The organism is Larkinella sp. VNQ87, from assembly GCF_049445795.1.
GTDB lineage: Bacteria > Bacteroidota > Bacteroidia > Cytophagales > Spirosomataceae > Larkinella.
This window is the reverse complement of record NZ_JBMSDT010000009.1, coordinates 20,536-35,118: the sequence shown is the minus strand read 5'-3', so window position 1 is coordinate 35,118 and position 14,583 is coordinate 20,536. Positions and strand designations below refer to the sequence as shown.

Annotated in this window: 10 protein-coding genes; 8 read left to right on the top strand and 2 right to left on the bottom strand. The window is 48.6% G+C overall.

Annotated features, from left to right (window positions below):
- Positions 1-63 precede the first annotated feature (63 nt).
- The 3 genes from ACO2Q8_RS16460 (at position 64) to glgB (ending at position 4,509) form a co-directional block, all read left to right on the top strand.
- Positions 64-1,737, top strand: coding sequence for a putative maltokinase (locus ACO2Q8_RS16460; RefSeq protein WP_423345935.1), 1,674 nt, complete (start codon positions 64-66; stop codon positions 1,735-1,737).
- Between the two features lie 22 nt (positions 1,738-1,759).
- Positions 1,760-2,353 carry a Uma2 family endonuclease gene (locus tag ACO2Q8_RS16455; protein WP_423345934.1) on the top strand — a complete coding sequence of 198 codons (594 nt, stop codon included), beginning with the start codon at positions 1,760-1,762 and terminating at the stop codon, positions 2,351-2,353.
- 164 nt (positions 2,354-2,517) lie between these two features.
- A complete protein-coding gene (glgB, locus tag ACO2Q8_RS16450; RefSeq protein WP_423345933.1) occupies positions 2,518-4,509 on the top strand; it encodes a 1,4-alpha-glucan branching protein GlgB in 1,992 nt (663 codons plus the stop codon).
- Positions 4,510-4,560: 51 nt separating this feature from the next.
- Here glgB and ACO2Q8_RS16445 read toward each other — a convergent pair whose 3' ends face one another.
- On the bottom strand, positions 4,561-4,965 hold the full coding sequence (locus ACO2Q8_RS16445; RefSeq protein WP_423345932.1) for a helix-turn-helix domain-containing protein: 405 nt from the start codon (positions 4,963-4,965) through the stop codon (positions 4,561-4,563).
- Positions 4,966-6,451: 1,486 nt separating this feature from the next.
- On the opposite strand from ACO2Q8_RS16445, the gene ACO2Q8_RS16440 reads away from it, so the two are divergent.
- From ACO2Q8_RS16440 to ACO2Q8_RS16420, 5 genes are all read left to right on the top strand, one after another.
- Positions 6,452-7,633: a hypothetical protein gene (locus ACO2Q8_RS16440; RefSeq protein ID WP_423345931.1), complete on the top strand. Its 1,182-nt coding sequence runs from the start codon at positions 6,452-6,454 to the stop codon at positions 7,631-7,633.
- Entirely contained in the window at positions 7,630-9,129 is a 1,500-nt protein-coding gene (locus ACO2Q8_RS16435; RefSeq protein ID WP_423345930.1) for an MBL fold metallo-hydrolase, read from the top strand. Before ACO2Q8_RS16440 ends, ACO2Q8_RS16435 begins: the two co-directional genes overlap by 4 nt.
- Positions 9,130-9,153: 24 nt before the next feature.
- Positions 9,154-11,361, top strand: coding sequence for a peptidase domain-containing ABC transporter (locus ACO2Q8_RS16430; RefSeq protein WP_423345929.1), 2,208 nt, complete (start codon positions 9,154-9,156; stop codon positions 11,359-11,361).
- Positions 11,358-12,668, top strand: coding sequence for an HlyD family efflux transporter periplasmic adaptor subunit (locus ACO2Q8_RS16425; RefSeq protein WP_423345928.1), 1,311 nt, complete (start codon positions 11,358-11,360; stop codon positions 12,666-12,668). Before ACO2Q8_RS16430 ends, ACO2Q8_RS16425 begins: the two co-directional genes overlap by 4 nt.
- Before the next feature lie 84 nt (positions 12,669-12,752).
- Positions 12,753-13,523 carry a hypothetical protein gene (locus tag ACO2Q8_RS16420; protein ID WP_423345927.1) on the top strand — a complete coding sequence of 257 codons (771 nt, stop codon included), beginning with the start codon at positions 12,753-12,755 and terminating at the stop codon, positions 13,521-13,523.
- Between the two features lie 53 nt (positions 13,524-13,576).
- On the opposite strand, the gene ACO2Q8_RS16415 is transcribed toward ACO2Q8_RS16420, so the two are convergent.
- Positions 13,577-14,539 (bottom strand): alpha-E domain-containing protein, encoded by a 963-nt coding sequence (locus ACO2Q8_RS16415; protein ID WP_423345926.1) that lies wholly within the window; start codon positions 14,537-14,539, stop codon positions 13,577-13,579.
- Positions 14,540-14,583 lie beyond the last annotated feature (44 nt).

The following is a 14,583-nucleotide window of genomic DNA, read 5'->3' as shown; positions in this document are numbered from 1 at the left end:
TTTATCGAATCTGTTTGTATTATTACGGGTAAAAGTGCATTACCTGTCCTAATCATTGCCGGCATGTTTGCTATCCCTGTTACCACTTTGACCAGCCTAAACGCCTGGACTAATTTGCCTCGGGACCCGGATGCGATCCGGTTTCTGGAGAAAACGGTTTTGCCGCCTTACCTGAATGCCTGCCGGTGGTTTGCCGGGAAAGCCCGTCAGCAGGAGCAGTTCCGAATTCAACATAGTCACGAGGTTCCTTTTGCGTCCGGGGAGAACGCTTTCCTGCTAATCGTCGAAGTTACGTATGCCGAGGGCGAGTCGGAACATTATTTATTACCGCTGTCGTTTCTGGCTAACGGTCAGCCAGGTACCTCGGTTGTCCCTGAAAAGGGCATTCTGGCGCGCGCTGTGGTGGATCAAAAACCGGGTCTGCTGGTCGATGCCATTTACGACGAGCGGTTCCGATTGGCGTTGTATGCTGATCTGGTTACTCAGAACACTCTTTCGCAGGAGGCTGGGCAATTGACATTTCACCGGGGGCGCGGGCTGGCGACCGAGGATTGGGATGTTGACGTTACCAGCCGGGTGTTGCCGGTTGATTCGAGTAACTCCGCCTTAGTCTATGGCATTCCGGGGCAGGGCGAGAAATATTTTCTGAAATTATACCGAAAACTATTTCAGGAAACCAATCCGGAAGTCGATCTGGTCAGTTTTCTGACGGAAGAAAGCCATTTTACGCACATTCCGGCTTATGCGGGGAGCATCGTCTGGGAACAGACCACCATGCCGGATATGACGTTGGGGATGATGCAGTTGATGATTGATAACCAACAGGATAGCTGGAGCCAGACGGGCGATTACCTGAATGATTTCCTCTACGCGGTGCCAAACCGGCTGTTTACGATCCGGGAAGAGGTGTTTGATCGGGTGGAATTGCTCGGCCGGCGGACGGCCCAAATGCACCTGGCCCTGTACAGCCCGGACACGACCGACCCGGCTTTTGTGCCCGAACCGTTCACCGACGACTACCGGGACTTCATCATTCGGCGGTTTGAAAGTTTGCTCGAACGCCGGTATGCCATGCTGATCGATAAGTATACCGAACTCGATCCGCTGGCGCAGCGGCTGGCCTGGGTGTTTATGGAGGCTAAAGAGATGATTGATGAATTTGTCGATGATTTTCGGCACCGTCCCCTCGATTCGCTCCGCGTTCGGATTCACGGTGATTACCACCTGGGGCAGGTACTGGCAACGCCCGACGACTTCATCATTATCGACTTCGAGGGTGAACCGGAAAGCAGTATTTCGGAACGAAAAATTAAACACTCGCCCCTGAAGGATGTGGCCGGGATGATCCGGTCGTACCATTACGCAGTGAGCGCCAAACTGTTCGGAAGCCGGGAAACGGAACGCATCGATCCCGATCACTTGCAACGGGTTTCGGACCGTTGGTTCAAGCTGATTCGGGACACCTACATGGATGCCTATCTGGAAACCGTGGGCAATCCTCATCCGCTTTTCCGAAACAGCAATGAATTTAACTTTTTGTTACTGATCTACCTGCTTGAGAAAGCGGTTTATGAACTGGGTTATGAAATCAGTTACCGGCCAGCCTGGGTAAAAATTCCGTTGAAAGGCATCGTCGATGTCATTGGTGAAATTGAAAAAATCCGCATTGCCGATCCCGCCCGAAATTCGGATGTTCCATTGTTGCAGATGGGGTTGTTGCAGACGAAAAAAGAGTAAGTTTGTGGGAAACGAAATCGGTATGGAAATAACCAGTTTGGATCAGTTGGATTTAACCCGGCAGTATACCTACGCCGACTACCTGACCTGGCGGGTGCAGGAGCGGCTGGAGTTGATTCGAGGCTTTATCTGGAAAATGTCGCCCGCGCCTAATCGCCGGCATCAGGAAATTGTCAGTAATTTTCATGGACTGATTTGGTCCCACCTTAAAGGAAAACCGTGTCAGGTCTTCACGGCTCCGTTCGATGTGCGGTTGCCCCGGACCGACAAAGTCACAAACGAAACCATCACGACGGTCGTACAGCCGGATATATGCGTGATCTGCGATCCGGCAAAACTGGACGAAGCCGGGTGTCTTGGTGCGCCGGATCTGGTGATCGAAGTGTTGTCGAAAGGCAACACGAAGCGGGAAATGAAGGTGAAGTTTGAAGCGTACGAAGAGGCCGGGGTTCGAGAATACTGGGTCGTGCAGCCGGAATACGATAACGTGCTGGTCTATACGCTGAACGAACAGGGACGTTTCATCGGGCAGCATCCCTACGACGAAAGTGACTGGATTACGCCCACAATTTTCCCGGATTTGCAGATCGACCTCCACGAAGTCTTTGCCGAATAACACCATGCCGGACCAACTTTAGTCTTCTTAAAAAGAACAATTGATGGTGATTGAGGGTATGGTTTGTAAACCGTATGCGGCTGGCCAGGGTGAAAGCCCGGAAGGAAACGCAAACCGCTGGTGAAAATTTTTCTATCTTACACGCGCTAAACGAATGGCTTTTTATGGCAAAAAGGACCACCAAAACCAGCCCTATACCTGAAATGACACCGGAAACGCAGTCAGTGGCGACACCCGCTGCGGAGTTGGCACCGACGACCTATAGCCGGTTTACCGAATTTGATATTTACCTGTTCCGGGCCGGTAAACACACCCGACTGTACGACAAACTGGGTGCCCACGTTGTGGAATTCAACGGCGTGGTCGGGACGTATTTTGCCGTTTGGGCGCCGTCGGCCCGCTATGTGTCGGTGATCGGAAATTTCAACGGCTGGAACAAAGGAAGCCACCCGCTAAACGTCCGCTGGGACAGTTCGGGCATCTGGGAAGGCTTTATTCCGCACATTGGCCGGGGCGAGGTGTATAAATACGCCATCACGCACGACAGTGGCCGGGAGTTAGAGAAGGGCGATCCGTACGCACTCTGGTGGGAAATACCGCCCAAAACCGCATCGGTTGTCTGGGATACCTGGTACGAATGGAAAGACGACTACTGGATGCGAAACCGGGGCCGGTTCAATTCGCTCAATAAACCGATGTCGGTGTATGAAATCCACCTGAATTCGTGGCGACGCGATCCGGCGGACCCCACCCGTCAGCTTTCGTACGGAGAGATTGCCGATGCGCTCGTGCCGTACGTAAAGGAAATGGGGTTCACGCACGTCGAGTTCATGCCTGTTATGGAGCACCCATACGATCCGTCGTGGGGCTACCAGATAACCGGGTATTTTGCGCCGACGAGCCGGTTCGGAACGCCCCAGGATTTCATGCAGCTCATCGAACGACTGCACCAGGAAAACATTGGGGTTTTTCTGGACTGGGTGCCCTCACACTTCCCCGGCGATGCCCATGGTTTGTACGAGTTTGACGGCTCGCACCTCTACGAACATCCCGATCTCCGGAAAGGCTATCATCCGGACTGGAAAAGTTACATATTTAATTATAGCCGCAACGAAGTTCGCTCGTTTTTACTCAGCAACGCGCTCTTCTGGCTCGACCGGTTTCATGCCGATGGGCTGCGGGTCGATGCCGTAGCCTCCATGCTGTACCTGGATTATTCCCGGAATCACGGGGAGTGGGAGCCGAATATCTTTGGGGGGCGGGAGAACCTGGAGGCCATTTCCTTGTTCAAAGAACTAAACGAAGCTGTGTATCGCGAATACCCCGAAGCCCAGACGATTGCGGAAGAATCGACGGCGTTTCCGGGCGTTACTCGGCCAACCTACGCCGGTGGTCTGGGCTTTGGTATGAAGTGGATGATGGGCTGGATGAATGACACCCTGCGGTATTTCCAGCGGGACGCCTTTTACCGGCGTTGGCACCAGGACGAACTGACGTTCAGTACGGTTTACGCATTTTCGGAAAATTTCATGTTACCCTTCTCGCACGATGAAGTGGTTTATGGCAAAAAGTCGCTGATCAGTAAAATGCCGGGCGATGAGTGGCAGCGGTTTGCCAATCTGCGGTTGTTGTACGCTTACATGTTTACGCACCCTGGTACCAAACTGCTGTTCATGGGCAGCGAATTTGGGCAAACCTCGGAATGGAAATTTGAAGGGAGTCTCGACTGGCATTTGCTTGACTATGCTCCGCACCAGGGCATGAGCGAATGCCTAAAGGCGTTGAACAAATTGTACCGCAGCGAACCAGCTTTGTACGAGCAGAGTTTTGTGGCCGAGGGCTTCGAGTGGATCGACACGATGGACCGCGAAAACAGCATCCTGGTATATGCCCGGAAAGGAACAAGGACGAAGGAGCAGGTAATTATAGTGCTGAATATGACGCCCATCCCCCGAACCGACTACCGGGTGGGCGTTCCGGTGCCAGGTACCTGGGTCGAACTGTTCAACAGTGATGATAGAGCGTTTTTCGGAAGCGGTTTGCTGAATGGCGAACCGCTGGTGTCGACCCCCGATACCTGGCATGGCCGCCCGCAGTCCATTTTGGTGACAATTCCGCCCCTGGGTGCGGTGGTGCTGAAGGTTCAGAACAATTGACGAAGCGATCAGGCCATAAAACCGTCCTTGTGGTGCGGTTTTATGGCCTGATTACTGCTCAGGTTGTTGGGGATAGCTGCTCAGTTGGATAACTTGTTGCTGATGATGCTCCGCCAGCCGTTTGTGCATTCGGATCAACTTGTTTTTACTCCCGGTGCATTTAGCATCTACCTCGCCAGCGGCCTCGTACAGCGAATTTCGTTTTTTGCTGTCTTTTGCTTGCAAAAGCAATTTATTGATGTGTTCTAATTCCTCAAGAGTAGGTTGCTGAATTCCCGCCGTGAGGGTATGTTTAATCTTTTCGAGCGTGAGATCATCGGGTGTAAACTTGTCGTTTTCCAGTTGAGAAATCGCCGACTGAGTAATGCCGGTTTCAGCCGCCAGGGCGGCTTGCTTCATCTTGCATTGGGTCCGGATGCGTCGGAGCCATTGGCCGAACGTTTCTTGGGTGGACATACCGTGAGAGGGTTGGTGAACTTCTCCTACCTAGACGTGGGCCGAACAGAAAAGTAACGGCAAGAAAAAGGAATATAAGTAAAAAAAGCGGAAATTTTTTTGGTTGCTGATAAGAACTTGATTAGTAAGGGTTTTATGCCTGTCATACTGGATAAACGGCAATAAAATTTTCATAAAAATTACTTATAAAAAAAATGAGGATTACTTATATTTTTCCATTAAATTTGTTTGTTTATGCAATACAATCGCTCGAATTTTGAGCCGTCCGAAAACCCCGTATTGAAACGGTTCATACTGGTATCCTTTCGACAAATAAGCAATGAAACGTTTGTCAATTGACGAGTTAAAAGCGAAAACAAACAATGGATTATCGTCAAATTTAGAAGCTATCAAAGGCGGTAGTGCTTCTAATTGCCATTGTGATTGTATGGAAAAAGCTATTAAACAGAACCCTGATAATGCAAACAATGGATTAATTAGTCTCTTTTGTACTATTTATTGCTTATTTTAATCTTTAATCAACACATTAATTTGTTTGCATAAGTAACTAAACAGAATTAATTAAAAATATATTAAACACTCCTTTTGTGGTTTTTTTGATTAATGACTCATTAAGAGAATTTGACAGAAGAAAAATACCAAAAAGATTAAAGTAAAGGTCTGATTAATATTAATTTTTAATTCTGTTTGGTTACTTATTTCTTACAAATGATGTTAAAATCTTGTAAATATGGTAATGAACGGCATTCTTAAAAATTATTTAAATCCATTTATAAAATTTAAAATATATCCTAACTTTAAACTAATAATATATTATATATGCACTGTGTGTTTTTTCTATATTCTTGATTTATCTGTATATGAGTTAAATATTTATTTGTCAACTCTTTTAGATATAGGGTTTTACCTGAAAAGGACAAGCTCATATAGGGTATCTCCCGAAATAATAATTCTGACGTGTATTGTAGTGCCTTTAGCTGAAGAAATATTATTTAGGTTGGGATTGGTATTTACGCCTTTGAATTCGTCTTTCTTGATTATTGGAGTTTTTTTTTCAATTACCTCATTTTGGTTGACTGAAGAGAACTTGACTTTATACTTAGGATGGGTAAAGTCATATCTACTTTTTTCTTTTCTATTTTTTTGTGCTTCTTATATATTACTTAGACGTAATGCAAGTAACATGATTAATTATTGGAATAATAACTTTAAACGTATATATGTGTTTTCATTAATACTATTTGCTTGTGTACATATAAATAACTATGTTGTTGTTGATGTATATAAAGCCATTTTTTTTAGTCCTTTGATCTTGTTTCCACACGCTATTGCCGGTTACAGCTTCAGTTTAATTAGGCTTAGATTTGGATTGTTATGGAGCGTTTTTGCACATATTATTACAAATACTTTTTCTGCATTTTTGTATAGTCAAACTCTGTAGGTATTACGTAAATATGTCTTTATTCTTTGCATTGATGTTTGAAAAATGAATAGACTACTTGAGTTTGCTGTTGATAAGACCTTATGGCAAGCAAATCAGATCGAATTGGCGGATACCATTCGGCTGATGCTTTATCAGCACCATCCTGCCTGGTTTGAACGATTGGATTATGACGACGATCGTATCTTTCTGGAACCGGCTTTTTTTTACTTTTTTTCTGAAAAATCGTTCCTCCCATTACCGCTTGAGCAATTGATCTACGGCTATTTGCCGGAAGCCGATCGCCCGAAACGGATAAGCTGTTTAACGGACCCTTTTGGGTTTACCTACTTACCGAATGTTGGCGTACTTAAAACCGGAGTATCAGCTAAACGAATTGACCTTGAACTAAAAGGCCGACACGCTATTTGTCATGCGGCATCGGATAGAGTTCTCGATATCATGCCCATCGACTATTTGAAGGGTTCTGCTTTAGCTTTGTGCGATCATCTGCCTTTTATTCTGTATACTGAGAATGGAAAACCGCAGGACTTTGCCGAATCGGCTTCCAGTACAAAGGTTTCTCAACGGTTAAGTCTTGAACGCGCAGCCACCCTTCTGCAAAACCATGCGCCTTTTTTTTGGCACTTGGTTGAGCAGTCAACCCGTGAATTGGCGGTTTTTAATAGTCCAATGCTTCGATCGATGGGAGCGGTTTCCTACCTGGGAACGGCTTTTATAAACACGGAAGGTCAGCCGCATGATGAAGTATTTTTTATTGATGATCTGGCGCATCAAATTGGGCATATTTTGTTCTATTCGCTGACGCTAAAAGTGGATGATTATTTAACAGTGCCCAAGACAATTCTGTTGGCCGAATTGACAGGAGTCTCGTACGACAAGCGGGAGGTATACAGCGCTTTTCATGGCCTGTTTACCTATACCACCATCCTGCATTGCTTACAAGCTTGTCTAGCCGCCCAGGTCTGGTCTGAGCGCCACCAACTGGAAGCGGTGGCGCGCATGGGGTTCTATATGGCGAAATTCGCGCTGGATTTGAGCTATATGGACGACCCGCGCATTTTTACCCCAGTCGGTCGACGCTGGTATGAGGCTTTTCGGGAAGGGTTTAATCACATCGATCGGTTCTGGAAGTCAGCCTATCAGAGTTTTGATTACAGCTCCCAGCCCTATATTTTCAATTTTCAGGCATTTCTTAAAACCAATTTTCAAGGCGCTTTTGTATGAGACGAATCGTGTTACTGCTGCTATTCCTTGCTTACGGACAAAAATTGCTTGCGCAAGCAGATTATGGGTATACGAATCTGAAAAAGTCAACCGAAATCCTGACGAAAGCGATCCGGTATCTGGGCACCGAATCCGATACCCTGAATCTGTTGATTACGGCTTCCGGCTTGGCGCACGAAACCGGTCATTTTGCCAAACCGGATTTGCGGATGGACATGAAAGAAACTGACCGGATTCGGCTCTACAAAGGATCAACGGTTTTTTATGTCGAAAACGATCTCAACTACAAAGGCAAAGACTACCAGCGTCAGCTTTTTTACAACGCCCTTACCGACAGCCTCTACGCCAAAGACTACTTTAGCCGGGGGCGCGTTTACCGGGGCCCGCTGACCGACCGACACACGCCTTTTCTGGAAGCAGCCACCGCGCATCCGGCGGTTCTGCTCCAGATGGCCCGGAAAAACAGGGCGTCGCTCCGGTTTATTGGCAAAGAGGGCGCGGTGGATGTGATGACCGTCAGTTTGAACGGCGTTTCGATGGCGTTGTTCATTCAGCCCTCCGGCGAACTAAGCAAGGCTTCTTACCTCGATCACGATAACGTGTATGGCGACAATGTGCACCAATTCAATTACCAGGATTATCAGAAAACGGCGTCCTACCGATTTCCGACCCGGTTTGAGGAATACGAGTTTGGCGGACTACGCAAAGAATTGACCTATGCCTACGACTGGCAACCGTCGTATCAGTTACCGACCAATCAGGTCTGTCCGGCTTGTCAGGTGCCCCGCCCGGCGGACCCGCTACGTTCGTTCGCAGTAAAATTCATCGGGAAAAACCTGTATGCGATTGATCTCACGGATTTCAACAACCGGGTTTTGGTTCTCCAGACGGGAAAGTCCCTTGTAGTATTCGAGGCTCCCATTAGTTACGAAGTGGGAAAAAATGTTGTGCAATTGCTGCGGAAGCAGTTTCCGGGCAAACCGGTCTCGCACGTGTTCGTGACTCATCACCATCCTGATCATGCCGGGGCTATTCGGGCCTTTGCCGAAGAAGGCGCTACTATCCTGACCTCGTCGGGCAATAAAGCCTTTTTTGAAAAAATGGTCGGTTATCCGCATCTCCTGGCTGGCTCCGGCGAACCGTTCAATAAACCGAAGCAAACGCTCCGGTTCGAGTTGATTGACAATCAACGGGTTTTCACGATCGGCGACGGGTCGTTTTCGGTCTTTTTTACCGACAAAACGCAGCATACCGACGAGTATCTGATGGCGTATTTCCCGGCAGAGAAAGTCCTTTTTCAGGGCGATTTATGCTTTTTTGAACCCGGCGAAGAATCTCCGGCCTCGGTTCGGGAGATGGCGGTTTATCAGCTCATCAAAGAACATAACCTGGCAGTCGACAAGATCTACAGTTCGTGGCCCATTCACGGCTACAAGGAATTCGGAACCTGGAGTGATTTGATGCGCAAGGTAGCGTTGGCAGAAAAGAGCAAGTAAACCGAATTCTCCGATTAGTCCTGCATGGCCCGTAAATACCCTTTCTATAAACAGTTGGATCTGCGCGACTGCGGGCCAACCTGCCTGCGCATGGCTGCCAAATTTCACGGGCGGAACCACTCCATTGAAAAGCTGCGCGAACAGGCGCATCTGACGCGGGAAGGCACCAGCCTGGGAGGGCTCGCCGAAGCGGCTGAGCAGATCGGTTTTCAGAGCCTTGCACTGACCGTACCCTATGAGATGCTGACCACCGAAGTGCCCCTGCCTTGCATTGCTTACTGGCGGCAACGGCATTATGTGGTGGTCTACGAGGCAACTCCAACTCATGTGCTGGTAGCTGATCCGGGACATGGGTTAATTCGCTATACAAAAGCGGATTTCATGAAAGGGTGGATTCCTCAGAAACGGCTCCAGGACGATTCGGAAGGGGTTTTGTTGTTGCTGGAAACCACTCCGCAATTTTTTGAAACCGAGGATAGCCAAGAGGCAGACCGTCGGAAGGGATTCTATTTTTTGCGTCCCTACTTTCGGCCCTATAACCGGTATATCATGCAGTTGCTGCTGGGGCTGTTGATCAGTACCGGGTTGCAACTCGTTTTCCCATTCTTAACGCAATCGATTGTCGATCAGGGAATCAATACCAGCAATTTGCATTTTGTATACCTGATTCTGGCGGCCCAGTTGATGCTGTTCGTGTCGGAAACGGCCGTTCAGATTTTCCGAAACTGGATTTTGTTGCACGTCACGAGCCGAATCAATATCCGGTTGTTGTCCGATTTTCTGATCAAACTCATGCGACTACCGATTGCGTTTTTCGATGCCAAAAATATCGGCGATCTGCTTCAACGCATTCAGGACCACAACCGGGTACAGGCTTTTCTGTCGGCGACCACCTTGACCACCGTGTTTTCGGTGGTCAACTTACTGGTTTTTGGGGTGATTTTGGGCTGGTTCAGCCCGCAAATATTCCTCACATTCTTGGTTGGCTCAACCCTTTACATAACCTGGATCATGCTGTTTATGAAACGCCGGGCCGACATCGACTACCGGTATTTCGATCAGGCTTCGGGTAATCAGAGCAGCACGATTCAGTTGATCAACGGAATGCAGGAAATCAAGTTGAATGGGTCCGAGCGACGCCGTCGGTGGGAGTGGGAGGCTATTCAGGCGCGGTTGTTCAACCTGTCATTGCGAAGTCTCTCGCTCATGCAAATGCAGACCAGCGGGGCCGGTTTTATCAACGAAGTAAAGAACATTCTGATTAGTTTTCTGGCAGCAAAGGCCGTCATCGACGGACAAATTACATTGGGTATGATGCTGTCGGTGCAGTACATTCTCGGGCAGTTGAATGTTCCGATTACCAATTTCCTGGGCTTTATCCGATCCTATCAGGATGCCCGTCTAAGCCTCGAACGATTGGCCGAAATCCACCATAAAACCAACGAAGAAAACCCTTCGGCTGAACCCATCCGGGAGTTGCCTCGGTACAACCACCTGACGCTAAGGCAGGTTTCTTTCCGATATGGGAGTCGGTCTGCGGAAAATGTACTCGAAGACATCAGTCTCGATATCCCCGAGGGCAAGGTAACAGCCATTGTCGGAGCGAGTGGGAGCGGAAAAACCACCTTGCTAAAATTGCTCCTTAAATTTCATGACCCGCAATCCGGAACAATTCGGGTGGGAAACCGCCCGTTGGCTGATTTTAGCTACAACTTTTGGCGGAGCCAGTGTGGGGTGGTGATGCAGGAAGGGTTTTTATTTTCGGACAATATTGCCCGAAACATCAGCGAATCGGACCCGAACGGTGCGGTAAACAAAAACCGTCTGGAAGAGGCCGCCCAAATTGCCAACCTTGGTCAATGGATCGACGAACTTCCCAACGGCTACAACACCCGAATTGGGGCAAGCGGCATGGGCATCAGTGGCGGACAAAAACAGCGGATTCTGATTGCTAGGGCTGTCTACAAAAATCCAGCCTTTTTATTTTTCGATGAAGCGACCAGTGCGCTAGATGCCAACAATGAAGCGGTGATTATGGACAACCTGGAGCGTTTTTTTGTCGGACGAACGGTGGTGGTTGTTGCCCATCGGTTAAGTACCGTTCGGCAAGCTGATCAGATCATTGTGCTGGAAAAAGGCCGGATTGTGGAAGTCGGAACGCATGATGAACTGACGCATCAAAAAGGGTATTACTATACGCTGGTGAAAAATCAACTGGAATTAGGCGTATGATGGATCAATCGACCATTACTGAAGTTGATCCTGACTTGGATGATCGAAGTGAGGAGGTGCGCGATTTTATCCGTGTGATGCCCCATTGGATGATCCGGTGGGGAACGCTGGTCATTTTTCTAGTGCTAAGTTTTTTGTTAGCAGGCACTTACCTGATTCATTATCCGGATCTGGTTCAGGCTCCTTTGGTACTGACGACAACGAACGCGCCGAAAAGCATACTGGCTAAAAATGATGGCCGGTTGATGAATCTGTTCATAACCGATAAACAGAACGTAAGACAGGATCAGGTACTGGCTTTTCTGGAAAGCACCACCCAACCCGAAGAAGCCTTGTCGCTGGCGAACGAACTGGATAAACTTTTTCTTTATACACAGCAGAAACGGTGGGAGCAGGTCCTGGCGTTCCGGGCCGTAAAATACCAGCACCTGGGCGATTTGCAGGGAAGTTTTCAGCGCTTCGTTCAAAGCTTCATGCAGTTGGAAGCCGTATTGGGGAATGGAAGCAGCCTCAAGCGTCGGAAACTTTTGCTGGCAGATTGGCAAGATCTACGACATCTGTATAATAATTTGCTCGATCAACAGCAAATCCAGCAACAGGACTATGAACTGGCCCGAAAGGAACTGGGGGTTCAAAAGAAGTTACTGGACGATAAAGTCATTCCGCCCCTGGAATATCGACGCGAAGAAAGCCGTGTGTTAGCCAAACTGTTGCCGCTGAAACAGCTTCAGACCGCCTTGACACAAAACCATACTGCCCAATCGGCTAAGCAACGGGAACTGTTGGAGCTAGACCGAACCATTGCCGAACAGGGTGCTTTGTTTGTCCAGGAGTTGAATGCACTACGTAGCGCTATCGAGTCCTGGAAACAACGGTTTGTGGTGGTCAGTCCGATGGCCGGTATTCTCTATTTCAATTCAGATTTGCAGGAAAAACAGGCCATTACGGCCAATCAGGAACTGTTTGTAATTGCCACAAGTGATGCGGTGAAGTACACCGGGTTGCTTAATCTGCCACAAAATAACCTCGGAAAAGTCAAGATCGGCCATTGGGTGTTGATCAAGTTTGCGGGTTACCCTTTTCAGGAGTTTGGTATCGTAAGAGGGCAAATAAAGCAGATCGCCGATGTGCCGGATCGAAACGGTGTTTTCTTGGCAAAGGTGGCCCTGCCCGACGGGTTGCAGACGCAATATCATAAAACGATCCGGTACCGGACCGGCATGGTGGCAACGGCCGAAGTTATTACAGAAGATACCCGGTTGATCGAAAAATTATTCTTTGCGTTCAAACGGCTCATGACCCGGTAGAGAAAAATTGAAAAGTCAGTTAAAAACAAAATAGTGCCTTTTTCAATTATCCACTTAACTTTGCAATACAAAGTTATCCACCTCATGAGAAAAATAGTAACGTTTGTCTTCGTTCTCTTCTCCGTTACCACATTCGCTCAATCGCCGACCGCCAGCCGTCTTAGCAGCGGGGTCGACATCGGAGCAGCTTTCAAAAAAGACTATTGGGTGCCGTCCCTGACGTATTTCGAAATGCTGAACCTGGACGCTAACCAGATTTTCTCGATTGGCTGGACGGCTCGTCTGGGGGCTTTCTACGGCGATAACCTTAATTACACCACTGCTCCGTCTCGCTTAACCCGGGAGAAAACCGGTTTTGCCGCGTTAGGTGCCCCGCTGGTCGAAGCCAACATCGACACCATGCGGTTCGACTGGGTGACCGTCACGACCGTCAATTTTGGATTGCGGGCGCAGGTAAAACTGGGGCCGGTGGAAGTCGGAGCCGGAGCCGATCTGATCGGCTTTGGTTTTGGTAAAAACCGGGAAGGGCGTTACCGGTCGGCTACAGGCCAATTCAACGCGGCAAGCTCTGACCAGGATGTGGATTCGTTGCTGAACTTTGTGAATCATCCCCGGCAATACGCACAGCCCCAGCGAGTCAACGTCAGGCTCCTGGGTGACAATGACCTCGGCTCGCTTTCGACGGAAGTGTACGTGCGTTTGCGGCTGATGCGCCGGTTGGGCATTAAGGCGGGCTATCACTGGATTACGACCGAGATGCGGGCCAGCAACAAAAACGTTGTCGATAACAACCAACGCTTCCGTAACCGGGCAACGATGACGTACGTGGCGCTGACATTTCCGTTTTTCAAATAGAAAATTCGACTCGATAAATCAAAAAAGGTGCCTGAATTCAGGCACCTTTTTAGTTACGCTTCCACCGGTTTTAGGCTGAAATAAGTTTCATAGACGGCTTTGGCTGCTTCGTTGTTGCGGGTCTGGAAACGATCGAGGTACTGGTGCAGGCCGGTTTTGAATAACTCGGCAGTTTCCGTAAACTCGATTTCCGACCGCAGCTTGCTAAGTGCCTTTTCGGCTTCGTTTTTGTACCCGTTGGCAATCGGATTGCCCGAAATCTCGTATAGCGACAGTTCAGCCTGCCGGATGCAGTGAGCCACCGAACGCGGAAAAAGTTTGTCGAGAATCAAAAATTCCACAATCGGCGATGAGCTGATCATTTTGTACTGCTGCCGGTACATATTGTACGCACTAACTGACTTTAGCACGGCCGTCCAGATCATCAAATCCAGCGTCGAGCCAACCGAACTGGCGTCGGGCAATAACGTGAAGTACTTGACATCCAGAAACCGGGACGTTTTATCGGCCCGTTCCAGAAACCGCCCCACCCGCCCGAAGTGCCAGGCTTCGTTGCGCGTAATTGTACAGTCGATGACGCCGTAATAGTGCTGGCAGCCGTTTTTTACATCATTTAGAAACTCCTGCAACCGGTTCAGGTTCGACTGGCCTTTTGTCGCCGTGTCCCGCACGCGCAGGTAAAGCTCATTGATATTCTCCCACATCTCCTTCGAGATGCTTTCCCGAATGGTTCGGGCATTCTCGCGGGCGTTATTAAGGCAACTGACAATGGAATTCGGATTCCGTTTGTCGAACGTCATGAAATCGATGACGTTCTCGCGGGTCGGTTCCTGGTAGAAGTTGTAAAACAGGTAGTTATCGGCGGTCGCAATCAGCAGCGGTTCCCATTGCTCGTCTACGTTGGGCGGCAAATCCAGTGCGAGATTAAAATTAACACTCATAAAACGGGAGTAATTATCGGCCCGTTCGATGTAGCGGTTCATCCAATAAATAGAATCAGCAACGCGACTAAGCATACTTTCAGAATTAAATAGAGGTTGTACAGGCGTAAAGATAAATT

Bases quoted from the DNA above. Each gene is read 5' to 3' on its own strand.
- ACO2Q8_RS16460 (WP_423345935.1), top strand. From the start codon at position 64: ATGTTTGCTATCCCTGTTACCACTTTGACCAGCCTAAACGCCTGGACT.
- ACO2Q8_RS16455 (WP_423345934.1), top strand. From the start codon at position 1,760: ATGGAAATAACCAGTTTGGATCAGTTGGATTTAACCCGGCAGTATACC.
- glgB (WP_423345933.1), top strand. From the start codon at position 2,518: ATGGCAAAAAGGACCACCAAAACCAGCCCTATACCTGAAATGACACCG.
- ACO2Q8_RS16445 (WP_423345932.1), bottom strand. From the start codon at position 4,965: ATGTCCACCCAAGAAACGTTCGGCCAATGGCTCCGACGCATCCGGACC.
- ACO2Q8_RS16440 (WP_423345931.1), top strand. From the start codon at position 6,452: ATGAATAGACTACTTGAGTTTGCTGTTGATAAGACCTTATGGCAAGCA.
- ACO2Q8_RS16435 (WP_423345930.1), top strand. From the start codon at position 7,630: ATGAGACGAATCGTGTTACTGCTGCTATTCCTTGCTTACGGACAAAAA.
- ACO2Q8_RS16430 (WP_423345929.1), top strand. From the start codon at position 9,154: ATGGCCCGTAAATACCCTTTCTATAAACAGTTGGATCTGCGCGACTGC.
- ACO2Q8_RS16425 (WP_423345928.1), top strand. From the start codon at position 11,358: ATGATGGATCAATCGACCATTACTGAAGTTGATCCTGACTTGGATGAT.
- ACO2Q8_RS16420 (WP_423345927.1), top strand. From the start codon at position 12,753: ATGAGAAAAATAGTAACGTTTGTCTTCGTTCTCTTCTCCGTTACCACA.
- ACO2Q8_RS16415 (WP_423345926.1), bottom strand. From the start codon at position 14,539: ATGCTTAGTCGCGTTGCTGATTCTATTTATTGGATGAACCGCTACATC.